This window comes from Streptomyces sp. NBC_01016, assembly GCF_026341035.1.
Lineage (GTDB): Bacteria > Actinomycetota > Actinomycetes > Streptomycetales > Streptomycetaceae > Streptomyces.
In genome coordinates, this window is sequence record NZ_JAPEOQ010000002.1 from 1,132,084 (window position 1) to 1,156,524 (window position 24,441).

Here is a 24,441-nt window from a genome sequence, read left to right on the forward strand (position 1 = left end):
CTATGAAGATCAAGCCGATCATGCAGACACGCAACAGCAGCACGGAGCACGAGCCCGTTCCCGTCGTCCTCGCGGGCGCGCGCGGACACGGGCGCTGGCACCTGAACAACCTGCGCAACCTCGCGGAAGCGGGGCGGGTGAAGCTGGCCGGAGTGTGCGAGCTGCGGCCGCTGGACGCGGCGGAGCTCGAAGGATTCGATGCCGGGGGCGTCGTGCAGTCCGCCGACTTCGGGGAGCTGCTCGACCGCACCGGCGCCCGGATCGCGATCATCTGCACCCCGATCCCCACGCACACGGATCTGGCCCTGGTGGCCGCCGAGCGGGGTGTGCACCTGCTCCTGGAGAAGCCGCCCGCGCCGTCATATACGGAATACGAGCGGATGGCGGCCGGGGTTGCCGCGGCGGGGATCGCCTGCCAGGTCGGCTTCCAGTCGCTCGGCTCGCACGCGGTGTCCCATGTACGAGATCTCGTACGCGACGGCGTCATCGGTGAGCCCCTCGGCATCGGCGCCGCCGGAGCCTGGGCCCGCGACGAGGCCTACTACCGGCGCGCCCCCTGGGCCGGGCGCCGCCGCCTGGACGACGGCAGCGGTACGGGCCGCACGGTCGACGTCGTCGACGGCGTGCTCACCAACCCCCTCGCCCACGCCGTCGCCACCTCCCTCGCCCTCGACGGCGCGACCGGTGGCGACGACCTCACCGCGATCCGCACCGAGCTGTACCGCGCCAACGACATCGAGGCCGACGACACCTCGTACGTCGAGCTGACCACCCGCACCGGATCGCGCGTCACCGTCGCCGCGACCCTGTGCGCCGAGCTGCCCGACGAGCCGTACGTGATCGTGCACGGCAGTCAGGGCCGAATCACGTTCTGGTACAAGCAGGACCGCGTCCTCGTGCAGCGCGCGGGCCACGGCCCGGAGGAGACTGTGCACGGGCGCACCGACCTGCTGGCGAACCTCGTCGAGCACCTCGCCACCGACAGGGAGACGCCGCTGCTCGTGCCACCCGCGTCGACCGGCGCGTTCATGCGCGTCGTCGAGGCGATCCGGCGCGCACCCGCCCCGCTGGCGCTGCCCGCGGACGCGTGGAGCGCGGTGCCCGCCGACCGGCCCGACACCGTACGACGGGTGGTGCACGGCGCCGACGGACTCGTCGCCGCGAGCGCCGACGGACTCACCGGCTTCGCTGGGCTCGGCGCGTCCTGGGCCCGCTCCGGAGCGGAGGCCTCGTCATGACCCGAACCATGCACGGTCTTGTCACCGCCCCGCTGACACTGAGCTGCGCGGGCCGCCCCGTCGCCCGCTACGAGATCCGCCCCGACGTCGAACGGCGCCTCTCGCCGCGCCCCTTCCTGCATCCGGTGACCACGCTCGCCGGCACCCCGGTCACCGAGTCCGCGCCCGCCGACCACCTGCACCACCTCGGGGTGGGCGTCGCCGTGCCGGACGTCGCGGGGCGCAACTTCTGGGGCGGGCGCACCTACGTCGAGGGCCGGGGGCCGACCGAGCTCGACAACCACGGCGAGCAGCGGCACCGAGAGTTCAAGCTGTGCGACCCGGACGGGTTCGTGCAGGACCTGGACTGGATCACGGACGACTGCCTGCCGCTCCTGCGCGAGCGCCGCACCGTGGCCGTCTCCCAACTGGCCGACGACGCCTGGGCATTGGACTTCACGTTCTCGCTCACCAACCCGTCGGACGACGCGCTGAGCATCGGCAGCCCGGCGACCAACGGCCGCCCCGGCGCCGCGTACGGAGGCTTCTTCTGGCGGGCGCCGAAGGAGGCCGCGGCCCCGGCCGTGTTCACCGCGGACGGTGCGGGCGAGTCCGCGGTCCACGGCCGCCCCGCCGACTGGCTTGCCATGGCGGGCGACGGCTGGACCCTCGTCTTCGCGGGCGCCACCGCCGAGACCCGCCGCGACCCCTGGTTCGTCCGCACCGACGAGTACCCGGGCGTCGGCTCCTCGCTCGCCTCCGCCGACCGACTGCCCATCGGCCCCGGTGACACCGCCGTACGCCGCGTGGTCACGGTCGTCGCCGACGGCACGCTCGACCGGAAGCGGGCCACGACGCTCGTCCGCAAGGCGGTGGCCGCATGAACCGCGCGCCGGGCAGAACCGGTGACCTGGGCGACGGCACGTACCGCAACCCCGTGCTCGCCGCCGACTGGTCCGACCCCGACGTGGTCCGCGTCGGTGACGACTTCTACCTGACCGCGTCCAGCTTCGGCCGCGTCCCCGGGCTGCCGCTGCTGCACTCCCGCGACCTCGTCAACTGGACGCTCGTCGGGCACGCCCTCGACCGGCTCGAACCCGCCGAGGCGTTCACCACCCCGCGCCACGACTGCGGCGTGTGGGCGCCGTCGATCCGCCACCACGACGACCGCTTCTGGATCGTCTGGGGCGACCCCGACCACGGCATCTACCAGATCAACTCGCCGTCGATCGAGGGCCCTTGGACGGCACCCCACCTGCTCAAGGCGGGCAAGGGCCTCATCGACGCCTGCCCGCTGTGGGACGAGGAGACCGGCGAGGCGTACCTCGTGCACGCCTACGCGAAGTCCCGCGCCGGCATCAAGAACCGCCTCACCGGACACCGCATGGCGCCCGACGGCAGCGAACTCCTCGACGAGGGAACGGTGTTGATCGACGGGGACCGCATCCCTGGCTGGTTCACCCTTGAGGGCCCCAAGGTCTACCGGCACGACGGCTGGTACTGGATCTTCGCCCCGGCGGGCAGCGTGGAGACCGGCTGGCAGGGCGCCTTCCGCTCCCGCTCGTTCTTCGGCCCCTACGAGGAGCGGGTCGTGCTCGAACAGGGCGACACCGACGTCAACGGCCCCCACCAGGGTCCATGGGTGCGCACGGCGGCCGGTGAGGACTGGTTCCTGCACTTCCAGCAGCGCGGCCCGTACGGGCGGGTGGTGCACCTGCAGCCGATGCGCTGGGACGCCTCCGGGTGGCCGGTGATCGGCGACGACGGCGCCCCCGTCGACGTACACGAGAAGCCCGCGCTGCCGCTGTGTCCGGCGGAGGCGCCCGCGACGGACGACACGTTTCCCGGCGGGCGCTTCGGGCCGCAGTGGCAGTGGACGGCCAACTCCGAGTCGGACTGGACGAGTTCGCACGACGGAGACGGACTGCGGCTTGCCTGTGTGCGCTCCGCCGACGGGGTGCGCGACCTGCGCCGTGTACCGCATCTGCTGACCCAGCGGCTGCCGCTCCTGCCGAGCCGGCTGGAGGTCGACCTGCGGCTCGACGCCACAACTCCCGGTGCCCGAGCCGGACTTGTGGTGCTCGGCGACGCGTACTCCTGGATCGGCCTCGAACGCGGGGCGGACGGAGCGGCCCACGTGGTGCACCGGTTCGCCGAGACCACCGCCGACGCGGAACGGGACGCGGCCCATCCCCGCGCGGCGCCCGACGCGACGGCGCGGCTGCGCGTCGACATCGCCGACGGGGCCCGCTGCCGCTTCTTCGTCGACACCGGAGACGGCTTCCGGCGCTCGGGCCAGGTGTTCGCCGCGCAGCCCTGGCGCTGGGTCGGCGCCCTGCTCGGCCTGTTCGCGGCGGCACCACTTGGCGGTCAGGCCGCCGGCGCCGCCCGGTTCACGCACTTTCGCAGCACCACCCTCCAGTTGGATCCAGAAGAAGAGAGCCGATCATGACCATCAGCGCACGCAGAGGAACCCGCAGCGGCATCCGCAGATCCGCACTGCGCACCGGCACGGCCGTCGCCATCGGCACCGTCCTCGCCCTGACCGCCACCGCCTGCGGCGACGACGGCAGCGGGTCCGGCGGCGACAAGGGGGACGAGGGCTCGGGCAAGGGCGAGATCACCTTCTGGGACAACAACACGGCCGTGCGCCGCGACGTCTGGATGGAGGTCATCAAGGACTTCGAGAAGAAGTACCCGAACATCAAGGTCAAGTACGTCGGCATCCCCGCCGAGAACGTGCAGTCCAAGTACGACACCGCCATCCAGGGCGGCGGCCTGCCCGACGTCGGCGGCGTGGGCACCGCGATGCTCGCCGGTGTCGCCGCGCAGGGCGCACTCGAACCGCTCGACGAGCGCATAGCGACGAGCCCGCTCAACGGGAAGCTCAACGACGCCTTCATGGAGTCGGTGAAGTCCGCGGGCGCCGGGGACAAGCTCTACGAGCTGCCGACCTCCGCCAACAACGGTGTCCTCTACTACCGCACCGACCTGTTCAAGAAGGCGGGCCTCGGCGCGCCGACGACCTGGGACAAGTTCTTCGAGGCGGCGTCCAAGCTCACCAACACCGGTAAGAACGAGTTCGGTTACACCATCCGCGGCGGCGAGGGCTCCATCGCGCAGGCCCTCGACGCGTCGTACGGGCAGAGCGGCATCACGTCGTTCTGGGACGCGAACAACACGAAGACCACGGTCAACGACCCCAAGAACGTCGCCGCGCTGCAGAAGTACGCCGACCTCTACAAGAAGGCGACGCCGTCCGCCGACGTCAACAACGACTTCACAAAGATGGTCGCGCAGTACGACAGCGGCAAGATCGGCATGCTGAGCCACAACCTCGGCTCGTACGGCGACCACGTGAAGGCCTTCGGCACCAAGTTCCGCGGCATCCCCAACCCGACGGGCCCGGACGGCACCCGCGTCCAGGTCTCCAACCCGGTGGACGGGCTCGGCCTGTTCAAGGCGAGCAAGAACAAGAAGGCCGCCTGGAAGTTCATGGAGTTCGCCGCCTCGCACGCGGAGAACAGCAAGTGGAACGAGTCGGCCAAGCAGATCCCGGCCAACACCGAGGCCGCCAAGGACGACTGGGTGCAGGAGTCCGAGCCGACGAAGCTCGCCGCCGAGGCCCTGCAGTCCGGCACCACCAAGATCGTGCAGCTGCCGTACTACCTGCCCGACTGGAACACCATCTCCAAGGCCGACAACGAGGACGACTTCCAAAAGGTCATGCTCGGCAAGATGACGGCCAAGGCCTTCCTGGACTCGCTCGCCGACCAGCTCAACAAGGCGCAGGCCGAGTGGAAGCAGCAGGCCAACTAGCCGCCGCTGCACGTCCGTTCACCTCTGACAGGGTCGGCTGCGGGACGCCCCGTGCCCCGCGGCTCCCGCCGCCGACCCCACCACACCCCCCTCACCACCCATCACCTTCATGAAGCACGCCCATGAAAGGACGGCACATCGACGTGTCGACCACCCGAAGAACCCCCCGAATAACCACCCGCAGAGCCACCCTGGCCGCCCTCGCGGCCCTGCCCCTCGCGGCGGCCCTCGCGTCTCCCGCGCCGGCGGCCACCGCCCGGCACGACCGGCGGACCCTCTTCATCGCGGGCGACTCCACCGCCGCCCAGAAGTACCTCGACGCCAAGCCCGAGACCGGCTGGGGCATGGCCCTCCCGTTCTTCCTCTCCGACCGCGTCCGGGTCGCCAACCACGCGGTCAACGGCCGCAGTTCGAAGAGCTTCGTCGACGAGGGCCGCCTCGACACGATCCTCGCCGCCATCCGCCCCGGCGACCTCCTCCTGATCCAGTTCGCGCACAACGACGAGAAGAGCGCCGACCCCACGCGCTACACCGAGCCCTGGTCGACGTACCAGGAGTATCTGCAGCTGTACGTCGACGGGGCGCGGGCCAAGGGCGCCCGCCCGGTGCTCGCCACCGCCGTCGAGCGCAGAAAGTTCGACGCGAGCGGCAACTCCCTGCCCACCCACGGCGACTACCCGGCGGCGATGCGCGCCCTCGCCGAGCAGGAGGGCGTCGCGCTGCTCGACATCCAGGCGCTGTCCCTCGCCCTGTGGCAGAAGCTCGGCGTCGACGAGACGCAGACGTACTTCAACTGGACGGCCACGGAGCAGGACAACACGCACTTCAATCCGCCCGGAGCGATTGCCGTGGCCCGCCTCGCCGCCACCGAGCTGCTCGACCGCAAGGTGCTCGCGCACCGCGACGTGCGCCGCGTCGGAGACGAGATCGACGAGCTGGACCCGGCGTGGCAGTCGCGCCTGTCCTGGCTCGCCGGGACCACCCCCGCCTGACTTCCCTCAACCAGTGCGCCAGGAGCCGTAGATGAGATCCAGCAAGACATACGCGTTCGTCGCCGCCGGTGTCGCCGGCTGCACCGCCGTCGTCCTCGCCATGACCGGCACGGTCGCCTCCGCAGGCGCCGCCGAGCCCCACGGACACGGGCACGACCCCGCCCGGCAGACCCTCGCGAAGGGCGACGGCTGGGGCTCGGCCACCACCGGCACCACGGGCGGCGCCACCGCCGACGCCGCACACGTCTACACCGTCACCACCTGGGCCGGGCTGAAGGCCGCCTTCGCCGCGGGCGGCACAGCGCCGAAGATCATCAAGGTCAAGGGCACTCTCGACGCGGACGGCGCGACCTGCGCGGACTTCGCCGCCGACGGCTACGACCTCGACCAGTACCTCGCCGATTACGACCCGGCCACCTGGGGCTACGACAAGGAGGTGACCGGCGAGCAGGAGGACCTGCGCGCCGCGTCGGCCGCCGCCCAGGCCAAGGCCATCAAGGCGGACGTGCCCGCCAACACCACGATCATCGGCGTCGGCAGGAACCCCGGCATCGTCGGCGGCAGCCTCCAGATCAACGGCGTCGACAACGTCATCGTGCGCGGCCTCACCCTGGAGTCCCCGCTCGACTGCTTCCCGCAGTGGGACCCGACGGACGGCGACACCGGCAACTGGAACTCCGAGTACGACTCGGCCGTCGTCTACAACTCCACGCACGTCTGGCTGGACCACAACGAGTTCACCGACGGCGACCACCCGGACTCCACGCTGCCCAGCTACTACGGCCGCATCTACCAGCAGCACGACGGCGAGCTCGACGTCGTCAAGGGCGCGGACTACGTGACCGCCTCCTGGAACGTCTTCGCCGACCACGACAAGACCCTGATGATCGGCAACAGCGACGGCGCGGCCGCCACGGACCGCGGCAAGCTGCGCGTGACGCTGCACCACAACCTCTTCAAGAACCTCGTCGAGCGGGCCCCGCGCGTCCGCTTCGGGCAGGTCGACGTCTACAACAACTCGTATGTGGGCAACGCCGATTACGCGTACTCGTTCGGCATCGGCTTCGAATCGCAGCTCTACGCGGAGAAGAACGCGTTCACGCTGCCGAAGGGGACCGGGGCGGGCGCCGTCCTGCACCGCTGGAACGACTATCCGCTGACGATCACCGGCAACCAGGTCAACGGCAAACCGGCCGACCTCGTGTCCGCCTACAACGCGACCCACGCGGACGCCCCCCTCCGCGAAGGCGCGGGCTGGAAGCCGACGCTCCGCAAGGACGTCGACCCGGTGAAGTCGGTGCCGCGGGTGGTCGCGCGGGGCGCCGGTCCGGCCAATTGAGCCCCGCCGGCGATTGAGGCGCGGGGTCCGGGGCGGAGCCCCGAGACGTGCTCCTCAATCGCCGGCCAACCCCTCCCAGGAGCCGCCCCATGCCCACCCGCCTCGCCAGACGCACCTTCCTCGCCGGCACGGCACTCGCCCTGACCGCCACCACCACCCCGGCCCACGCCACACCGAATCGTCGACACCCCTTCGGCCGCTACGGCTCGCCGAGGGCCCGCCTCACCCCGACCACCCTCTACGTACATCCCCGCGGCGCCGGCGACTTCACCACCGTCCAAGCCGCCGCATCCGCCGCAACGGACTCCGGCCACACCCTGGTGATCGCCCCCGGCACCTACCGGGAAACGGTCACCGTCCCGGCCACGGCCACCGGCACGACCTGGATCGGCGCCTCCGGCGACCCCCGCGACACGGTCATCGTGTACGACAACGCCGCCGGCACCCCGAAGCCCGACGGCTCCGGCACATACGGCACCACCGGAAGCGCCACCGTCACCCTGCGCCCCGACGGCTTCACCGCGCACCACCTCACCTTCGCCAACGACTGGCTGCGCGCGGACCACCCGGAGATCACCGGGACCCAGGCCGTCGCGGTCAAGGTGATGGGGGACCGCTCGGCGTTCCTGTCGTGCCGGTTTCTCGGCCACCAGGACACCCTGTACGCCGACTCGTCCGCGCTCACCGCCTTCGCTCGCCAGTACTTCCGCGACTGCTACGCCGAGGGCGACGTCGACTTCGTCTTCGGGCGCGGCACGGCGGTCTTCGAGCGCTGCCACTTCCGGACGCTCGACCGCACCGACCTGGGCTCGGCGCCGTACGGCTTCGTGTTCGCGCCGTCCACGGCGGGCGCCAACCCGCGCGGCTTCCTGGTGAGCCGCGCCCGGATCGACTCCACGGCCCCGGACGCGTACTACAAGCTGGCCCGCCCCTGGGTGCCCAGCTCCGACACGACGGCCAGGCCCGCCCTCGTCGTCCGCGAATCCCGGCTCGGCCGTGGCATCGACGCGGCGGCGCCCTACACGAACATGTCGGACGGCTTCCCCTGGCAGAACCAGCGGTTCGCGGAGTACCGGAACACAGGCCCCGGCGCCGCCCGATCCGTTCCGGAGAACCGGCCGCAACTGACGCGCGCACAGGCCGAGTCGGCGACCCGCGCCGCCTACCTGGGCGACTGGGAGCCGGAGGAGGGCAAGCGCCGATGATCCGCCGCCGTACGCTGCTCGCCGCCGCCTCGAGCGCCCTCGCCGCGTCCACCGTCGCCGCCGCCCGGCCCCGCCCTCATCCGCGCACACTGCACGTCAGGCGCGGCGACTCGGTGCAGGCGGCCGTGGACTCGGTGGACGGGCCGGGCCGCACCATCGTCGTGCACCCGGGAACATACCGCGGAGTCGTCCAAGTCCCCGCTACCGCACGAGACGTGACCATACGAGGTGTCGAGGGCGCCGACCCCCGCGACACCGTCATCGTGTACGACAACGCCAACGGGACGCAGAAGCCCGACGGCTCCGGAACCTACGGCACGGCCGGCTCCGCCACCTTCAGTTCCGCCGCGCCCGGCCTCACCGTCCGCGGCCTCACCCTCGCCAACGACTGGCTGCGCGCCGACCACCCGGAGATCACGGGCACCCAGGCCGTCGCCGCGTATGTGACGGGCGACCGGACCCTCTTCGAGGACGTGCGCCTCCTCGGCCACCAGGACACGCTCTTCGCCGACACCACCACGCTGGATGCCTTCGACCGGCAGTACTTTCGCGACTGCTACGTCGAAGGAGACGTCGACTTCGTCTTCGGGCGCGGCACGGCCGTCTTCGAGCGCTGCCACTTCCGCACCCTCGCGCGCGACGTCGACTTCACCCCGAAGGGCATGGTCTTCGCCCCGGCCACGGCCCGCGCCAACCCGCACGGATTCCTGGCCGTGAGCTGCCGCTTCACCTCCGGCGCCGAGGACGCCGCGTACAAACTGGCGAGGCCGTGGGTGCCCTCGTACGAGACGACGGCCCGGCCCTCCCTCGTCGTACGGGACTCGTGGCTCGGCCCCGGCATCGACCCGGCCGCGCCGTACACCAACATGCGGGACGCGTATCCCTGGCAGAGCATGCGGTTCGCCGAGTACGCCAACTCCGGTCCGGGCGCCGCGATCTCGGTTCCGGAGAACCGCCCGCAGCTCACCGCGGGGCAGGCCGCCTCGCACACCCGGAAGACCTACCTCGGTGACTGGAGGCCGTATGCGTGAGGTTCCGATGGGGCGCCGCCGGTTCGTGACCGGGGCCGCGGCGGCGACGCTCGCCACCACCGCAGGGGCGGGCGGAGCCGGCGAGGCGCAGGCCGCCGAACTCGTCGGCGGCAACCTGCCGGACTTCCACCCACTCCTCAAGCGCGAGCTCGACTACCCATTGGCGTGGGGGAATTCACCGGTCCGGGACTTCGGAGCATGGCGGCGGGCCGCACGCGCCAAGGTCGAGGAACTGCTCCTCGTCGACCGGCAGGACGACGTTCCGTACGCGCCGCGCTTCGGCGAGGCCTCCCAAGGCGACGGATTCACCCGCCAGTTGGTCGACGTCTCCCTCACCCGCTACGAGCGGGTGCGGGGCGCCCTGCTCACCCCGGCCGGCCGGGGTCCCTTCCCGGCCGTGCTGCTCCTGCACGACCACGGCGCCAAGTTCGACATCGGAAGGGAGAAGTTCGTCCGCCCCTGGTACGACGACACCCGCCTCGCCTCCGCGCGGGCCTGGGCCGAGAAGTACTTCACCGGCCGCTTCGTCGGCGACGAACTCGCGCGCCGCGGCTACGTCGTGCTCTGCCTCGACGCGTACGGCTGGGGCGACCGCGGACCCGTCACGTACGAGGAACAGCAGGCCCTGGCCAGTAACTTCTACAACCTCGGCTCGTCACTGGCCGGGCTCGTGGCCCGCGAGGACGCCCGCGCCGCCGCCTTCCTCTCCGGGCTCGACCGCGTCGACAGGCACCGCGTGGCCGCCGTCGGATTCTCCATGGGCGGCTACCGCGCCTGGCAGACGGCCGCGCTCAGCGACGCCGTCGCGGCCGCCGTGAGCGTGTGCTGGATGACCGGCCTGAAGGAAATGATGGTGCCCGGCAACAACACCCTGCGCGGTCAGTCCTCGTACTACATGCTCCACCCGGGGCTCGCCCGGCACCTCGACATCCCCGACGTCGCGAGCATCGCCGCGCCCCGGCCGATGTACTTCCTCGACGGCGCGGACGACACGCTGTTCACCGCCGAGGGCGTCGAGGCGGCGTACGACGGGATGCGCGCGGTGTGGCGCTCCCGGAACGCGGACGACCGGTTGCGGACGGAGACGTGGCCGGGGCTCGGGCATGTCTTCGTGGAGCCGATGCAGGAGGCGGTCTTCGGCTGGCTCGACGACGTGCTGTAGCCGCCCGTCGGCCGAGGTGCCACAACGCGCAGGTTCAGCCCAGATGCCACAACGCGTAGGTGACGAACAGCAGCACCAGACCCGCGAGGGTCAACGCGGCGCCCAGGACGCGGAGGTAGCCCACCGGGGCCAGGCCGCGGACGTCGAACGCCCAGCTCAGACCGGCCGCCATGGCGATGAGGCCGCCCACGGCGAAGAGGCCGAGGAGCACCGGTGAGGTGGCGCGGTCGCCGGCGGCGAGGGGGAGGAGACTCGTCGGGGTCACGGTCACGGTGGGAGCCCGCATTCTGTGGGTCGAAGCGCTTCCTCCGACCCTAGAAGGGCCCCCTTCAAGGCACGGTCAACAAGGCGCCATGCAGGAGCAATGGTGCGGCCATATCGGCGTCGGGTATCGATCGGGTAAAGCCGGTCGCGGGACTCATGTGATGCGCGTAGACATGCATTCACCTGCACGGAGTCCCCCCGACCCCGACGGTTGCCACAGCCGTCACGGCCAGAATTGGATCACGTCACCGATGCGTAAGCGCCATCTCGCCGCCGCCACAGCGACGGTCGCTTCCCTCGTACTCGCCGGCGTCGTCACCGCCGGCTCCGCCGACGCGGGCGGAGCGAACGACAAGTCCACCGCGGAGCCGCACAACATCGGCCTCCTCACCAAGGAGATCGACTCCTACTACGGCGCGCAGCAGGACGCCGACGGCGTCTGGCAGGCCTCGCCCGACAGCCCGTACGCCCAGGACCTCGCCCGCATCGAGAAGGGCGCGAAGCGGCAGATCGCCGCGGCGGCGAAGAAGCACCACGGCAAGGGCGACAGGCCCGCGATCGTCTTCGACATCGACGACACGCTGCTGCTCAGCCTCGACTACGAGAAGAAGACCAACTACGTCTACAACGACGCCAGTTGGAAGGAATACGTGGGCAAGGCGAACCGCCCCGCCGTCTTCGGCACGCCCGCGCTCATCCGCTACGCCGAGTCCAAGGGCGTCGAGGTCTTCTACAACTCGGGGCTCGGTGAGACGCAGCGCTCCGCCGCCGTGGAGAACCTGAAGAAGGTCGGCATCGACGTCAACCTCGACGCGGACCACGTCTTCCTCAAGGACAAGGCCGACCCGCCCGCGTACCTGGCCGACTGCGCCACGGCCGCCGCCTGGAACTGCACGACGGTGCAGTACAAGGCGGGGACGCGGAAGCACATCGAGTCCCGTGGCTACGACATCGTCGGCAACTTCGGCGACCAGTACTCGGACCTGGAGGGCGGCTACGCGGACAGGACGTACAAGCTCCCGAACCCGACGTACTACGTGGACTGACGTCGGTGGGGCCGTGGGACGTGGCCGCCGCCGGGCGGCCACGTCCCACGGACGCTCGGTCAGTCGTACGTCAGGTCGGAGGCCGTGTACCGGCAGTACGTGCCGTCGGGGCCGCTGCCCAGCTCCTTGGGCTCGGCGCCGGTGTTGTTGCCCTCGTACCGGACGCACGGCTTGATCTTCTTGCTGCTGTCGCCGTGGATGCGCACGTTGCGCAGGGCCGCCGTGTCGCCGTAGTTCGAGTTGATGCCGACGAGCGACTTGCCCGGCGCCGTCACGTCGACGTCGTTGATGGTGATGTTGCGGTTCTTGTACTGCGTCGAGCAGTTGCCGCAGGAGCGGACCAGCTTGCCGAAGTCGGAGACCTGGAACTTGGTGACGACGAGCTTGCCCGCGCCGTTGAACTGGAACACCTTGTCGTCGGCCTTCTTCGCGCCGCCGCCGTACACCGTGTAGACGGAGCCGGACGACGAGCCCTTGAAGGTGGCCGCGTCCTCGCCGACGTCCTCCCACCACACGTTCTGGAGCGTGCAACTGCCCGCACAGTGCACGCCGTCGGCGGCCGGGGAGCCGATGATCACGTTCTTGAGGGTGGCGCCGTCCTTCAGGTTGAAGATCGGGTCCTGGCCCTCTTCCTGCCCGTCGCCGCCGAGGTCCCCGGAGCCGTAGTGGCGCTTGAGCCCGCCGTCGTACGTGCCCGAGACGGAGATCGAGCTGCTGACGGCCTTGGTGCCGGTGGCCGTCGGCCAGGCAGAGGCGGCCCCCGCCGTACCGAGCATGCCGCTCGCCATGAGAGCGCCCCCGGTGAGCGTGAGCGCACCGAGCCCTCCGAGCAGGGCTCTGCGACGGGTGGTGCGGCGGCGATGAGTGTGTCCTGATGTGTTGGTCATGCCCTTCAGTGGTCACCGACCGAAAAAGGGTTGCCGCGCAATGTCAGCCCCGCCGGCGTTTGAGGCGCGGGGTCCGGGGCGGAGCCCCGAGTCGTCACCCCCGGCGTCCCGAAACCGGAGCGAAGTCCCCATCCACGGAGACCCGTTGGCCTCCACCCGTCCGCCCGGTCACCACATAGTCGTCGTCCCCCGCGTCCCGCCCGCCCTCGGCGTGGTTGTACTGACCGGCGAACACATGCTCACCCACCGGCACGGAACGCCCCGGCCTCAGCACCCACCGGTACACGAGGAACCCGTCCCGCTCGGTGACGGACTCCGTGAAGTCGCCGGCGGGCAGGGAGCTCCAGTGGCCCGTGCTGTTGACCTTCCCGGTCTGCGCCACCCGCAACTCGACCGTAAGACCGGCGAGTTGGCTCTTTGTCTTGAACGTGACGTTGGACTGGGCCCAGTAGGCGTTGGAGCCGGGGTCCACCGAACCGTCCGCCCACAGCGGGTTGCCGCCGCGGGGCGTCTGCGTCGGTGACACGGCGACCTGCTGCTGCCGCGGCGCCGGATCGGGGCGCAGCGCCGAGCCGACCGCGAAGCCGCCCACGGCGAGCGCCCCCACGACACCCGCGGTGATCCCGGCGACCCGCACCCAGCCCACCGCGGGCCGCCGCTCGGGCTCGTCCGTGGCGGATTGCTCGTGCATGCCGCGCTCGACGCGGGCGAGCATCCGCGCACGGTCGGGCCGGTGCGCGTCGGCGGCCTCGCGCAGCTGCTGCCGAAGGTGCTCCTCGCTCATCCACGCCCTCCTTCCGTGGCATCGAGTGCGGCGCCGACCGAGCGTACGTGCCCGGGCGTCCGGCCGTTCAGTTCGCCGTGTCCCAGTCGTCGTTCCAGCTCGGCCATGCCCTTCGAGGTCTGGCTCTTCACCGTACCGACCGAGACGCCGAGCGTGAGCGCGGTGTCCTTCTCCGAGAGGTCGAAGGCGTGCCGGAGCACCACGCAGGCCCGCTTGCGGAACGGGAGTTCGCGCAGTGCGTCCTGCATGTCGACGACCGCCGGCACGTCGGGCCCCTCGGTGCGGTCCTGTCGGCCGGACCAGAAGAGGGCCACGCGCCGCCGCTCGCGCACCGCGCTGCGGATCCGGGTGCGCGCGAGGTTGGCGACGACGCCGCGCGCGTACGCGACCGGGTGCTCGGCGTCCCGCACCCGGTCCCAGCGGTGCCAGAGCGCGAGCAGGGCGTCCGCCGCGAGGTCGTCCGCGGCATCCGCCTCTCCCGTCAACAGGTGGGCGAGGCGGGCGAGTTCACGGTGGTGCCGTTCGAAGAAGGCATGAAACTCGGCGGAAGCGGAATCGTCCCGGGTGTCCACAACCGTGCTCACGCGATCCCTCCCTCACAGTGGCGGCCCGATGGGGGAGGCGTGAGCGTACCAGCGTTGTGTACGAAGCACCGAAGGGTGTCCGTGATACCGGACACCCTTCGGTGGAACTGTGATTGATGAGTCGTCAGTTCTTCAGTGCCGCCTCCATCATCGCCTTGGCGACAGGACCCGCGAGGCCACTGCCGCTGACCTCGGAGCGGGCCGCGTCCGACTGCTCGACGAGCACCGCCACGGCGACCTGCTTGCCGGTCGAGTCGTCCTTCGCGTAGGAGGTGAACCAGGCGTACGGGGTCTCGCTGTTGTTCTCGCCGTGCTGCGCCGTACCGGTCTTGCCGCCGACCGTCGCGCCGTCCATCTGCGCGACCGTGGCGGTGCCCTTGGAGACCACGGTCTGCATCGCGGACTGCAGCTGCGAGGCGGTCGACTCGCTGATCACGCGGGTGTCGTCGCCGTCCTCGAAGGACTTGACCGCGTCGCCGTCGGCGTCCGTCACCTGCGACACCATGTGCGGGGACGCCTGCTCGCCACCGTTGGCGATGGTCGCGGAGACCATCGCGATCTGGAGCGGCGTGGCCGTCACGTCGAACTGGCCGATGCCGGACAGAGCCGTCTGAGCGTCGTCCATCTTCGACGGATAGTTGCTCTTGGCGGCCCGCACAGGAACGTCCGTCTTCTCGTCGTTGAAGCCGAACTTCTCGGCCATCGCCTTGACCTTGTCCTGGCCCAGTTCGTCGGCGAGCTTTCCGAAGACGGTGTTGCAGGAGTACTGCAGCGCCGTGCGGACCGAGGCGTTCTCGCAGGGCATCGAGGTGGTCTCGTTCTTCAGGTACGTAGCTGTACCCGGCAGCTTGTACGGGTTCGGCGTGTTCGTCTTCTGGTCGATCGACGAGACCAGGCCGTCCTCGAGCGCCGCCGCGGCGACCACCAGCTTGAACGTCGAGCCGGGCGGCAGCGCCTGCTTGAGCGCCCGGTTCGTGGTCGGCGTTTCCTTGTCCTTGGCGAGCTTCTTCCACGCCGCGGCGTCCGAGGAACCGGAACCGCTGATCTTCGACGGGTCGAAGGACGGCGTCGACACCATGCCGAGGACCTTGCCGGAGTCCGGGTCGATGGCGACGGCGGCGCCCTTCTTGTCGCCGAGCGCGCTGTACGCGGCCTTCTGCACGCCCGGGTCGATCGTCGTGATCACGTCACCCGGGTCGCTGCTCTTGCCGGTGAGCGTGTCCAGCGGACTCTTCAGCTGCGTGTCGGTGCCGTCGAGCACGCCCTGGTAGATCCCCTCGAGCTGGGTGGCTCCGTACACCTGTGAGGTGTAGCCGGTCACCGCCGAGTACAGCGAACCGTCCGTGTAGGTCCGCTTGTACTTCAGGTCGCTGGATTCGCCCGTCTTCTTCGAGCCGGTCACCGCCTTTCCGCCCACGATGATGTCGCCGAGCGGATTCGCGTACTGCGAGATCGTCTTCCGTCGGTTGTCGTCGCTGTTGGCGAGGGCCTGGCCGTCGTAGAACTGCACCCAGGTCGCCCTGATCAACAGGGCGAACACGAGGAGCAGCGTGAAGACGGAGGCGCGCCTGATCGTCTTGTTCATTGCGTACGAAAAGACGAGTGGCCCGGCGCAATTCGTTCCTGACCGTGCGATTTCTCACCGTACGTTCATGTGGAGAACCGGCCGGCCGGGCCGGTCATGTGGGGAACGGGGGGGGGCGGGCCAGTCATGTGGGGAACCGGACGGCCGGCCCGGTCAGTCGAGCCGCAGCACGACCTCTTCGATCTCCTCGCCCCGCGCGTGCGCGAAGCCCCGGTCGTGCCCGGTGACGACGAACCCGCACTTCTCCAGGACGCGGATCGAGCCCTTGTTGTCGGCGGCGGCACGGGCGTGCAGGGGACGCTCGGTGACCTCCGCGAGCAGCGCCCGCAGCGCCGCCGTCGCCACGCCGCGACCCCAGTGCGCGCGGTCGATCCAGTACGTGATCTCCAGCTCGCCGGGTTCGCCGTAGACCGCCGCGCTGCCGGCCACGGCGCCGTCGAGCAGCACGGTCCGTACGACGTACTGCTCGCGGATCCGGTGCCAGTGCGCTTCGAACAGGTCCCGGTCCGCCGACTTCGGCGAGACGAACGCGGCCGTGCGCATCGACTCGGGGTCGTTGTGCTGACGGAAGAGGGCCGGCAGGTCGCCGGGGAGGACAGGGCGCAGGGCCAGGTCCATCAGAGCCTCCGCGTCGCCAGGGTCAGCCGGTCGCGGGCGTCGAACAGCGCGTCCTTGACCATCTGCTCGTGGGCGGGCGTGAGGCGCGCCACCGGGACCGAGCAGGAGATCGCGTCACGGGCCGGGGTGCGGTACGGGATCGCCACGCCGAAGCAGCGCAGGCCCAGCGTGTTCTCCTCGCGGTCGACCGCGAAGCCCTGCTCCCGGATCTGGTGCAGCTCCTCGATGAGCTTCTCGCGGTCGGTGATCGTGTGCTCGGTCAGCGACGGGAGCGTCTCCGGGAGCAGCTTGCGGACCTGCTCGTCGGTGTGGGTGGCGAGCAGCGCCTTGCCGAGCGACGTGGAGTGCGCGGGCAGCCGGCGGCCGACGCGGGTGAAGGGGCGAAGGTAGTGCTGCGACTGGCGGGTGGCGAGGTAGACGACGTTCGTGCCGTCGAGCCGGGCCAGGTGGATGGTCTCCGTCGTGTCGTCGGAGAGGCGGTCGAGGGTGGGGCGGGCCGACGCCACGACCTCGTCTCCGTCGATGTACGAGGTGCCGACGAGGAGGGCGCGGACGCCGATGCCGTACCGCGTGCCGGTCGCGTCCGTCTCCACCCAGCCGAGGTCGACGAGCGTGCGCAGCAGCATGTAGAGGCTGGACTTCGGGTACCCGACGGCCTCCTGGACCGCGGCAAGGGAGTGCATCCCGGGGCGGCCCGCGAAGTACTCGAGCAATTCCACGGTCCGCACCGCGGACTTGACCTGTCCGCCGCCTGCCGCGGCCCCCGTCTCGTCTGCCGACATCGCCCTTGACCCCTTCGTTCGACGAGAAATAGTCTCGGTGAGTAGTTCATCATCAGAGACAGCGTTCAGTATATCGAACGATCCTCGTTGCTCACCCTGGTGCGCGGCGAGAAAAGCTGGAGGAATGTGCCGTGGCAGCAACACCAGTCTGGAGTGTCGACCCCCGAACCGGGAAGCAGCGGGAGCAGGTCGCGGACGAGGCCACGGCGCAGGAAGTGGACGAGGCGGTGCGCGCCGCGCAGGCCGCCCGTGCCGCCCTCGCCGACCGTGCCGTCCGCGCCGCGTTCCTGCGCACCGCGGCCGACCGCCTGGAAGAGGCCAAGGACCACCTCGTCGAGGCGGCGGACGCGGAGACCGCGCTCGGCCCGGTCCGGCTCACCGGTGAACTCACCCGCAGCTGCTTCCAGTTGAGGAAGTTCGCGGAGATCGTCGACGAGGGCGCCTTCCTCGGCGTCGTCATCGACCACCCGGACGACACGGCGACGCCGCCCATCCCGGACCTGCGTCGCTACAAGATCCCGCTGGGCGTCGTTGCGGTCTACGCCGCCTCGAACTTCCCGTTCGCCTTCTCCGTGCCCGGCGGCGACACGTCGAGCGCCCTCGCGGCCGGCTGCCCGGTCGTCGTCAAGGCGCACCCCGACCACCCGGCCACCTCCGAGCTGGTCGCCTCCATCATCCGCCGGGCCGCCGCCGAGCACGGCATCCCGGAGGGCGTGCTCGGCCTCGTGCACGGCTTCGACGCGGGCGTCGAGCTGGTCAAGCACCCGCTGGTGTCCGCGGCCGGCTTCACCGGTTCCGTACGCGGTGGGCGCGCGCTCTTCGACGCCGCTTCCTCGCGTCCGGTGCCGATCCCGTTCCACGGTGAGCTGGGCTCGCTGAACCCGGTCGTGATCACCGAGGCCGCGGCCGCCGAGCGCGCCGACCAGATCGGCACGGGGCTCGCCGGTTCGATGACGCTGGGCGTCGGCCAGTTCTGCGTGAAGCCGGGCCTCGTCTTCGCGCCGAAGGGCGAGGCGGGCGACACGCTCGTCAAGTCCCTCACGGCCGCCGTCAGTGACACCGCCTCCGGCGTGCTGCTCGACCACCGCATGCGCGACAACTTCATCGCCGGTGTCGCCGAGCGGGCCGAACTCCCGGACGTGGACGCCCCGGTGACCCCCGGCGCGGGCAGCGAGCACACGGTGGCGCCCGGCTTCCTCACGGTTCCGGCCACGCGCCTCGCGACCGAGGGCGGCGCGCACGACCTCCTCCTGGAGGAGTGCTTCGGCCCGGTCACGGTCGTCGCCCGCTACGAGACGGCCGACGAGATCACGGCGGTCCTGAACCGTCTCCCCGGCAACCTGACGGCCACCGTCCAGCTGTCCTCGTCCGAGGCCGCCGGCGAGGGCCGCGGCGCGGAGATCCTCGCCGAGCTGACGCCCATCGCGGGCCGTGTCCTCGTCAACGGCTGGCCGACCGGTGTCGCGGTCGCGCCCGCGCAGCACCACGGCGGCCCGTACCCGGCGACGACGTCGACGTCCACGTCGGTGGGCGGCACCGCGATCGAGCGCTGGCTGCGCCCGGTCTCGTACCAGACGACGCCGGAGGCGCTCCTGCCGCAGGAGCTGCGCGACGACAACCCGCTGGGGCTGCCGCGCCGCTTCAACGGCCGCCTGGAGAACTGAGGCTCCGACCGGACGGGGCCCGCGGGCCCCTGCGAGACTGGCGGCATGGATCTCGAAATACCGCCCCTGCCCTTCCCGTTGCGCACGTACGGACCCGACGGCCACTGGTCGTACGAGGACGGGGTGCTCACCGGGTGGGCGGGGCCCCGCCAGGACCGCTTCGTGCCGCCGACGGGGTCCTCGCTCGAACCGGCGTCGGACGCGCCGCGCCTCCTCGGGGCTCCCGACGGGGACTTCCAGCTGATCGCCCGCGTCACGGTCGGCTTCGCCGCGGCCTTCGACGCGGGGGTGCTCTACGTTCATGTGGGCGACCGGGAGTGGGCGAAGCTCTGCTTCGAGCGGTCCCCGGACGAGCCCACCATCTGTACGGTCGTCACCCGCGGCCACTCCGACGACTCGAACGCGTTCGTGGTGCCGGGCTCCTCGGTCTGGCTCCGCGTCAGCCGCACGGGCTCGGCGTTCGCGTTCCACGCCTCGACCGACGGTTCGACGTGGACGTTCATCCGCATCTTCTCCCTGGGCGACGAGAAGTCCGCGTCGGCGGCCCTGATCGGCTTCCTGGCCCAGTCCCCGGTGGGCGAGGGCTGCGTGGTCACGTACGACCACATCGAGTTCCGCCCGACGTGGCCGAGGGGCCTCCGCGACGGGTCCTGACCGGGGGGTTCGGCGGGGTGGGGGTGTCCGGTGGGGGGCCTCGGTCGGTTACCTGTTTGGGGTGGCTGTGGCTGTTGGCCTCGGTCGGCTACCTGTTTGGGGTGGCTGAGGCTGTTGGCCTCGACCGGTGACCCGCTTGATGTGGCTGATGCCCCCGGCCTGGTGCGGCTACCCGCTTGAGGTAGCCAACGGCCTCGGCCCGCTCGACCTGCGCCGTGGCCCAGCCCCGTTCCTCGCCTACCTCCCACCCTCCCGCCCCCTCCGGGGGCTTCGGCCCGGATGCGTTCGGCCCGGGTGGGCGCGGTCCGGTTGGTCCGGGCCGGGGCCTGGCGCGGACGCCGTTCCAGATGGGCGACGGCGCCGACTGACCGCTCCGGAGACGACTGTCGGCCCCGACCGGTCAACTGCCTCTCGGCTCGCGTGGCCTGCGGCTTGGCTTGGCCTGGTCCCGTTCCTTGCTCATCTCCGACCCACCCGTCCCCTTCGGGGGCTTCGGCCCGGATGCGTTCGGGGCCCGGGGGTCCGGAGGTCCGGGTGGTGAGGGTGGTCCGGGCCGAGGTCTGGCGCGGACGCCGTTCCAGGTGGGCAGTCGCCCCGGCCGTCCGCCCCGGGGCGACTGCCCACCCCGACCGGTCAACCGCCTCTCGGCTTGTGTGGCCTGCGACTTGGCTAGGCCGGCTTCCGTTCCTCGCTCATCTCCCATCCACCCGCCCCCTTAGGGGCCCGGGTGGCACCGCCCGGTTGGCCCGGTCCGGATGGGGCCGTCCGGGGGCCATGCCGGAGTCTGGCTCGGCCCCCGTTTCAGAAAAGCGACGGTGCCGGTAGGCCGCCCCGGGGACGGCTGTCGGCCCCGACCGGTCACCCGCTTCTCGGCTTCGCGTGGGCTGCGGCTTGGCTTGGCCTGGTCCCGTTCGTTACTCATCTCCGACCCACCCGTCCCCTTCGGGGGCTTCGGTCCGGGTGGCCTCGCCGGAGTCTGGGCCGGCCCCCGTTGCAGAAGGGCGACGGCGTCGGCAGGCCACCCGGGGACGGCTGTCGGCCCCGACCGGTCATCCGCCTCTCGGCTTCGCGTGGCCTGGCTTGGCTCGGCCCGACTCCCGTTCCGCGCTCACCTCTCACCCACCCGCCCCTCCGGGGGTTTCGGCCCTACGGGCTCGCCGTGGATGGGGGCTGAGGCGGACGGGGACGGGCCCGGTTGGTCCGGGCCGTTGCCTGCTGTGGCTGCCCGCTCGATGTGGCCGACGGTCCCGGCCTCGCGAGGCCGGACGCCACGGGCAACTGTCCACCCCGCCCGGTCACGCCCTTGGGCGGGGCTGTGGATCGGCCGGTTCCCCTCCTCGCTCAGGGGCTTCGGTCCTGCCGCGGAGTGCCCGCTCCTGATAGTCGGCGTCCCTTGCCGCGCGTGCCTGCGGTGTGGGCGCCAGGCGGGGGAGCGCGTTGGGCTTCGGCCCGGGGGCGCCGGGCCCGCGCACTCCGACCGACGCCCCCGGAGGGGGCGGGTGGGTGGGAGATGGGCGAGGAAGGGAGCGGAGGACTGACGGGGTGCACGACCGGGGCGGCTCGCACGGTGCCGTGAGGCGTCTGCCGCCGCTACCGCTGGCCGACCGTTCCCGTTCCCGTCCCCGTCCCCGTCCCCGTCCCCGTTCCCGTCCCCGTTCCCGTCCCCGGTCCCGGTCCCGTTCCGGGAAACCGGCCGCGCGGGGAGGTTGGGGTGCTCCCGACCTGGGCGGTTTGCACGGTGCCGTGGGGGCGCCTGCCGGTCGGTACCGCTTGCCGACCGTGGCGGCTGGCCCTACGCGGGCAACAAGCTGCAGCCCTACCTGGGCGATGGCCCCCGCCCGGCCTGCGCGACAGACCGCCGCCCGCCGCCTGCGCAACAGCCCGCTGCCCGGCGCCTGGGCAAACAGGCCCCGCCCCACCTGGGCAACAACCCCCACCTGGGCAACAACACGGACGCCCCCTTGGGACGTAAAGGCGCTCCCCGGGGCTGGTCAGGCACTACCTCTAGCGCTATCCCCCAAGGGCCGGACGGCCCCCGTCGTCCCACCCACCCGTACAAAAACACGCCGCCCAACCCCACCCCGGTGAAACCCGGAGGTCATCGCCCCGCGTCCTTCGGAGCATGATCCGTACCGCCGTCGCCGCCGACGCCCCCGTTCTCGCCGCCCTGCACCGCAGAGCCCGTGCCACGTACTACCGGGAAGGGTTCCCGGACGAGGGGGACCCGAGCGCGTGGGTCGAGCGGTGGGCGGTGGCCATAGCCCGGCCGCACGGGCACGTACTCGTCTGTGTCAGGGACGGCGTCGTCGTCGGGCTCGCCTCCTTCCGGCGGCCCGACGAGGCCCCGGCCGACACGGCCGTGCTGTACCAGTTCCAGGTGGACCCCGACCACTGGAGCCGCGGCATCGGCACGGAGCTGCACGCCGCCTGCGTCGAGCAGTGGCGGGTCGACGACGTCGCCGAGGTCCATCTCATCGTGCACGGGGACAACACCCGCGCCCAGGCCTTCTACGCCCGGCACGGCTGGGTCGACGAGGGGCCGGAGGGCAGCGGGAGCACACACCGCCGGATGCGGCTCACGCCCGGCAGGGAATGACCGGAGGGACCATCCGGTTATAGCGGAACGCAGGGACACACTCCTGCGCAGCCGTAAGCAGCCGTAAGCAGCCGTAAGCAGCCGTAAGCAGCCGTAACCCGTAACCCGCACACCCGCACACCCGCACCGCCCCCCGTACACGCTCCGTACCCCGGAACGAGAGACCGAGAGAACCTCCATGCGCGTCGAGATCTGGACCGACATCAACTGCCCGTTCTGCTACATCGGCAAGGCCCGCTTCGAGGAGGCGCTCGACGGGTTCGCGCACAAGGACGACGTAGAGGTCGTGCACCGGTCCTTCGAGCTCGACCCGAACGCCAAGCCGGGGGAGACCGGCCTCGTGGTCCCGTACATCGCCAAGAAGTACGGCATCAGCGAGGACCAGGCCGCCGCCAACGAGCAGGGCCTCGGGCAGCAGGCCGGCGCCCTCGGCCTGCCGTACCTCACCGAGGGCCGCGACTTCGGCAACAGCTTCGACCTGCACCGGCTGCTCCACCTCGCCAAGGACAAGGGCGTACAGGACGCGATGATCGACGCCCTGTACCGGGGCAACTTCGCCGAGGAGTCCTCCGTCTTCGGCGACGAGGAGACCGTCGTGCGGCTCGCCGTCGAGGCCGGTCTCGACGAGGGCGAGGTCCGGACGATGCTCGCCGACCCCGACGCGTACGCGGACGCGGTGCGCGCCGACGAGCGCGAAGCCGCGGAGCTCGGCGCGAACGGCGTGCCGTTCTTCGTGCTCGACCGCAAGTTCGGCGTCTCCGGCGCCCAGCCCGCCGAGGTGTTCACGCAGGCGCTGACCCAGGCGTGGGCCGACCGTTCCCCGCTCACCGTCATCGACAGCGCGGACGGCGGCGACGCCTGCGGCCCCGACGGCTGCGCGGTGCCGCAGGCCTGAACCACCCAGCACTCGGCCCCCGCCACGCACCCACCCGACCTGCGCACATAAGCAGCGCTTAGGCGTACTCCGTAATTATTCGCAATGGACGGGTAGTTGGTGGCGGGGCACAGTGGGTGCCATGGAGACTTCCGGTGAGCACCAGGCCCAGGTCAAGGCCCAAGCCAAGGCCCAAGCCAAGGCCCCGGCCACAGCCCAGGTCCTCGACGCGGAGCTTGTCCGCGCGCAGTACACCCCCGCCACCACCTACCTGAACACCGCGAGTTCCGGACTGCTCCCGGTGCGGGCCGGGGAGGCGATGCGGGCCGCGATCACCGACATGACCGAGGGCCGTTCCCCGGACTCGCTCTTCGCCGACGTCGAGGAGGCCCGGGCGGCCTTCGCGCGGATCGTCGGCGTGCCCGTGAGCCGGGTCGCGACCGGCGGGTCCGTCGCCGTCTACAGCGGCCTGATCGCCTCGTCCCTGCCCGCCGGGGCCGAAGTCCTCACGGCGGAGGGCGACTTCAGCTCCACCGTCAACCCCTTCCACGTACGCGGCGACCTCAAGGTCCGCGCCGTGCCGCTCGACGCGCTGCCCGACGCCGTACGCTCCGGTACCGCGCTCGTCGCGGTGAGCGCGGCCCAGTCGGCCGACGGCAGGGTCGCCGACGTGCCCGCACTGCGCGCCGCCACCCGCACGCACGGCGCCCGGCTCTACGTCGACGTCTCGCAGGCGGCGGGCTGGTACCCGGTCGCCGCACAGGCGGCCGACGCCGACTATCTGGCCTCCGTCGGCTTCAAATGGTTGACCTGCCCGCGCGGCGCCGTCTTCTTCGTGGGGCCGCGGGACCCCGAGGGCTTCGACGCGCTCACGCCGGTCTTCGGCGGCTGGGTCTCGGGGGAGAACCCCTGGGACAGCTGCTACGGGCCCGTCACCGAACCCGCCCGCTCGGCCCGCCGGTTCGACGAGACCCAGAGCCTCGTCGCGTACACAGGGGCCCGCCAGTCCCTCGCCCTGATCGAGGAGTTGGGCCCGGAGGCGATCCACGCCCACGACCTGGCGCTCGCGGACCGGTTCCGCGCGGGCCTCGCGCGGCTCGGGCACGAGCCGGTGCGCTCGCCCGGCTCCCCGATCGTGTCGGTCCCCGAACTCGGCGTGAAGCAAGTCGAATTGCAGCGCGCAGGCATCGAACTCTCCAACAGAGCAGGGAACTTGCGGGCTTCATTCCACCTCTACAACACGCCCGCCGACGTCGACCGCCTCCTCGACGCGCTCTCCTCGTGAAGCGACGCGCTCTCCTCGTGAAGTCCGGCCGGACCCTGGCGCCCGGCTCCCCA

At 71.3% G+C, this 24,441-nt stretch carries 22 protein-coding genes; 15 read left to right on the forward strand and 7 right to left on the reverse strand.

Annotation, left to right across the window (positions count from 1 at the left end; all coding sequences use genetic code 11):
• Positions 1 to 2 precede the first annotated feature (2 nt).
• The 9 genes from OG746_RS31825 (at position 3) to OG746_RS31865 (ending at position 10,765) form a co-directional block, all read left to right on the forward strand.
• Entirely contained in the window at positions 3 to 1,238 is a 1,236-nt protein-coding gene (locus tag OG746_RS31825) for a Gfo/Idh/MocA family protein (protein WP_266720983.1), read from the forward strand.
• Complete coding sequence (locus tag OG746_RS31830) at positions 1,235 to 2,101, forward strand: DUF6807 domain-containing protein (RefSeq protein ID WP_266720985.1); 867 nt, start codon at positions 1,235 to 1,237, stop codon at positions 2,099 to 2,101. The genes OG746_RS31825 and OG746_RS31830 overlap by 4 nt, the downstream gene beginning before the upstream one ends.
• Positions 2,098 to 3,669, forward strand: coding sequence for a glycoside hydrolase family 43 protein (locus OG746_RS31835; RefSeq protein WP_266720987.1), 1,572 nt, complete (start codon positions 2,098 to 2,100; stop codon positions 3,667 to 3,669). The genes OG746_RS31830 and OG746_RS31835 overlap by 4 nt, the downstream gene beginning before the upstream one ends.
• Positions 3,666 to 5,036, forward strand: coding sequence for an ABC transporter substrate-binding protein (locus OG746_RS31840; protein WP_266720989.1), 1,371 nt, complete (start codon positions 3,666 to 3,668; stop codon positions 5,034 to 5,036). Before OG746_RS31835 ends, OG746_RS31840 begins: the two co-directional genes overlap by 4 nt.
• Before the next feature lie 122 nt (positions 5,037 to 5,158).
• On the forward strand, positions 5,159 to 6,028 hold the full coding sequence (locus OG746_RS31845; protein WP_266720991.1) for a rhamnogalacturonan acetylesterase: 870 nt from the start codon (positions 5,159 to 5,161) through the stop codon (positions 6,026 to 6,028).
• Between the two features lie 31 nt (positions 6,029 to 6,059).
• Complete coding sequence (locus tag OG746_RS31850) at positions 6,060 to 7,367, forward strand: pectate lyase family protein (protein ID WP_266720993.1); 1,308 nt, start codon at positions 6,060 to 6,062, stop codon at positions 7,365 to 7,367.
• Between the two features lie 89 nt (positions 7,368 to 7,456).
• Positions 7,457 to 8,572, forward strand: coding sequence for a pectinesterase family protein (locus OG746_RS31855; RefSeq protein ID WP_266720995.1), 1,116 nt, complete (start codon positions 7,457 to 7,459; stop codon positions 8,570 to 8,572).
• Entirely contained in the window at positions 8,572 to 9,603 is a 1,032-nt protein-coding gene (locus OG746_RS31860; protein ID WP_266725562.1) for a pectinesterase family protein, read from the forward strand. Before OG746_RS31855 ends, OG746_RS31860 begins: the two co-directional genes overlap by 1 nt.
• Positions 9,596 to 10,765, forward strand: coding sequence for a dienelactone hydrolase family protein (locus OG746_RS31865; RefSeq protein WP_266720997.1), 1,170 nt, complete (start codon positions 9,596 to 9,598; stop codon positions 10,763 to 10,765). The genes OG746_RS31860 and OG746_RS31865 overlap by 8 nt, the downstream gene beginning before the upstream one ends.
• A 34-nt stretch (positions 10,766 to 10,799) precedes the next feature.
• Here OG746_RS31865 and OG746_RS31870 read toward each other — a convergent pair whose 3' ends face one another.
• The gene (locus OG746_RS31870) at positions 10,800 to 11,030 is read right to left on the reverse strand and encodes a hypothetical protein (protein WP_266720999.1); all 231 of its coding nucleotides are present in this window, start codon (positions 11,028 to 11,030) and stop codon (positions 10,800 to 10,802) included.
• A gap of 250 nt (positions 11,031 to 11,280) precedes the next feature.
• Here OG746_RS31870 and OG746_RS31875 point away from each other — a divergent pair, with 250 nt between their 5' ends.
• Positions 11,281 to 12,075, forward strand: coding sequence for an HAD family acid phosphatase (locus OG746_RS31875; RefSeq protein WP_266721001.1), 795 nt, complete (start codon positions 11,281 to 11,283; stop codon positions 12,073 to 12,075).
• A 59-nt stretch (positions 12,076 to 12,134) separates the two neighbouring features.
• Here OG746_RS31875 and OG746_RS31880 read toward each other — a convergent pair whose 3' ends face one another.
• The 6 genes from OG746_RS31880 to OG746_RS31905 all read right to left on the reverse strand — a co-directional run bounded on the left by OG746_RS31880 (position 12,135) and on the right by OG746_RS31905 (position 17,315).
• Positions 12,135 to 12,962, reverse strand: a complete 828-nt coding sequence (locus OG746_RS31880) for a pectate lyase (protein ID WP_266721003.1) — start codon at positions 12,960 to 12,962, stop codon at positions 12,135 to 12,137.
• 94 nt (positions 12,963 to 13,056) lie between these two features.
• Positions 13,057 to 13,746, reverse strand: a complete 690-nt coding sequence (locus OG746_RS31885) for a hypothetical protein (protein ID WP_266721005.1) — start codon at positions 13,744 to 13,746, stop codon at positions 13,057 to 13,059.
• Positions 13,743 to 14,330: a SigE family RNA polymerase sigma factor gene (locus tag OG746_RS31890; protein WP_266721007.1), complete on the reverse strand. Its 588-nt coding sequence runs from the start codon at positions 14,328 to 14,330 to the stop codon at positions 13,743 to 13,745. Before OG746_RS31890 ends, OG746_RS31885 begins: the two co-directional genes overlap by 4 nt.
• A 124-nt stretch (positions 14,331 to 14,454) precedes the next feature.
• Positions 14,455 to 15,915: a peptidoglycan D,D-transpeptidase FtsI family protein gene (locus OG746_RS31895; RefSeq protein WP_266721009.1), complete on the reverse strand. Its 1,461-nt coding sequence runs from the start codon at positions 15,913 to 15,915 to the stop codon at positions 14,455 to 14,457.
• Positions 15,916 to 16,068: 153 nt separating this feature from the next.
• Complete coding sequence (locus OG746_RS31900) at positions 16,069 to 16,533, reverse strand: GNAT family N-acetyltransferase (RefSeq protein WP_266721011.1); 465 nt, start codon at positions 16,531 to 16,533, stop codon at positions 16,069 to 16,071.
• Positions 16,533 to 17,315 carry an IclR family transcriptional regulator gene (locus OG746_RS31905; protein ID WP_266721012.1) on the reverse strand — a complete coding sequence of 261 codons (783 nt, stop codon included), beginning with the start codon at positions 17,313 to 17,315 and terminating at the stop codon, positions 16,533 to 16,535. The genes OG746_RS31900 and OG746_RS31905 overlap by 1 nt, the downstream gene beginning before the upstream one ends.
• A gap of 131 nt (positions 17,316 to 17,446) precedes the next feature.
• Here OG746_RS31905 and OG746_RS31910 point away from each other — a divergent pair, with 131 nt between their 5' ends.
• The 5 genes from OG746_RS31910 to OG746_RS31930 all read left to right on the forward strand — a co-directional run bounded on the left by OG746_RS31910 (position 17,447) and on the right by OG746_RS31930 (position 24,388).
• Positions 17,447 to 18,979: an aldehyde dehydrogenase (NADP(+)) gene (locus OG746_RS31910; RefSeq protein ID WP_266721013.1), complete on the forward strand. Its 1,533-nt coding sequence runs from the start codon at positions 17,447 to 17,449 to the stop codon at positions 18,977 to 18,979.
• Positions 18,980 to 19,024: 45 nt separating this feature from the next.
• Positions 19,025 to 19,633 (forward strand): DUF1349 domain-containing protein, encoded by a 609-nt coding sequence (locus tag OG746_RS31915; protein WP_266721014.1) that lies wholly within the window; start codon positions 19,025 to 19,027, stop codon positions 19,631 to 19,633.
• Positions 19,634 to 21,755: 2,122 nt separating this feature from the next.
• On the forward strand, positions 21,756 to 22,229 hold the full coding sequence (locus OG746_RS31920; RefSeq protein ID WP_266721015.1) for a GNAT family N-acetyltransferase: 474 nt from the start codon (positions 21,756 to 21,758) through the stop codon (positions 22,227 to 22,229).
• Between the two features lie 178 nt (positions 22,230 to 22,407).
• Entirely contained in the window at positions 22,408 to 23,124 is a 717-nt protein-coding gene (locus OG746_RS31925; RefSeq protein ID WP_266721017.1) for a DsbA family oxidoreductase, read from the forward strand.
• 121 nt (positions 23,125 to 23,245) lie between these two features.
• Positions 23,246 to 24,388 carry an aminotransferase class V-fold PLP-dependent enzyme gene (locus OG746_RS31930; protein WP_266721018.1) on the forward strand — a complete coding sequence of 381 codons (1,143 nt, stop codon included), beginning with the start codon at positions 23,246 to 23,248 and terminating at the stop codon, positions 24,386 to 24,388.
• The last annotated feature ends 53 nt before the right edge of the window (positions 24,389 to 24,441 follow it).

What these genes read in the sequence shown, in the direction of transcription:
- OG746_RS31825 (WP_266720983.1), top strand. Translation starts at nt 3, where the DNA reads ATGAAGATCAAGCCGATCATGCAGACACGCAACAGCAGCACGGAGCAC.
- OG746_RS31830 (WP_266720985.1), top strand. Translation starts at nt 1,235, where the DNA reads ATGACCCGAACCATGCACGGTCTTGTCACCGCCCCGCTGACACTGAGC.
- OG746_RS31835 (WP_266720987.1), top strand. Translation starts at nt 2,098, where the DNA reads ATGAACCGCGCGCCGGGCAGAACCGGTGACCTGGGCGACGGCACGTAC.
- OG746_RS31840 (WP_266720989.1), top strand. Translation starts at nt 3,666, where the DNA reads ATGACCATCAGCGCACGCAGAGGAACCCGCAGCGGCATCCGCAGATCC.
- OG746_RS31845 (WP_266720991.1), top strand. Translation starts at nt 5,159, where the DNA reads ATGAAAGGACGGCACATCGACGTGTCGACCACCCGAAGAACCCCCCGA.
- OG746_RS31850 (WP_266720993.1), top strand. Translation starts at nt 6,060, where the DNA reads ATGAGATCCAGCAAGACATACGCGTTCGTCGCCGCCGGTGTCGCCGGC.
- OG746_RS31855 (WP_266720995.1), top strand. Translation starts at nt 7,457, where the DNA reads ATGCCCACCCGCCTCGCCAGACGCACCTTCCTCGCCGGCACGGCACTC.
- OG746_RS31865 (WP_266720997.1), top strand. Translation starts at nt 9,596, where the DNA reads ATGCGTGAGGTTCCGATGGGGCGCCGCCGGTTCGTGACCGGGGCCGCG.
- OG746_RS31875 (WP_266721001.1), top strand. Translation starts at nt 11,281, where the DNA reads ATGCGTAAGCGCCATCTCGCCGCCGCCACAGCGACGGTCGCTTCCCTC.
- OG746_RS31880 (WP_266721003.1), bottom strand. Translation starts at nt 12,962, where the DNA reads ATGACCAACACATCAGGACACACTCATCGCCGCCGCACCACCCGTCGC.
- OG746_RS31885 (WP_266721005.1), bottom strand. Translation starts at nt 13,746, where the DNA reads ATGAGCGAGGAGCACCTTCGGCAGCAGCTGCGCGAGGCCGCCGACGCG.
- OG746_RS31895 (WP_266721009.1), bottom strand. Translation starts at nt 15,915, where the DNA reads ATGAACAAGACGATCAGGCGCGCCTCCGTCTTCACGCTGCTCCTCGTG.
- OG746_RS31900 (WP_266721011.1), bottom strand. Translation starts at nt 16,533, where the DNA reads ATGGACCTGGCCCTGCGCCCTGTCCTCCCCGGCGACCTGCCGGCCCTC.
- OG746_RS31905 (WP_266721012.1), bottom strand. Translation starts at nt 17,315, where the DNA reads ATGTCGGCAGACGAGACGGGGGCCGCGGCAGGCGGCGGACAGGTCAAG.
- OG746_RS31915 (WP_266721014.1), top strand. Translation starts at nt 19,025, where the DNA reads ATGGATCTCGAAATACCGCCCCTGCCCTTCCCGTTGCGCACGTACGGA.
- OG746_RS31920 (WP_266721015.1), top strand. Translation starts at nt 21,756, where the DNA reads ATGATCCGTACCGCCGTCGCCGCCGACGCCCCCGTTCTCGCCGCCCTG.
- OG746_RS31925 (WP_266721017.1), top strand. Translation starts at nt 22,408, where the DNA reads ATGCGCGTCGAGATCTGGACCGACATCAACTGCCCGTTCTGCTACATC.
- OG746_RS31930 (WP_266721018.1), top strand. Translation starts at nt 23,246, where the DNA reads ATGGAGACTTCCGGTGAGCACCAGGCCCAGGTCAAGGCCCAAGCCAAG.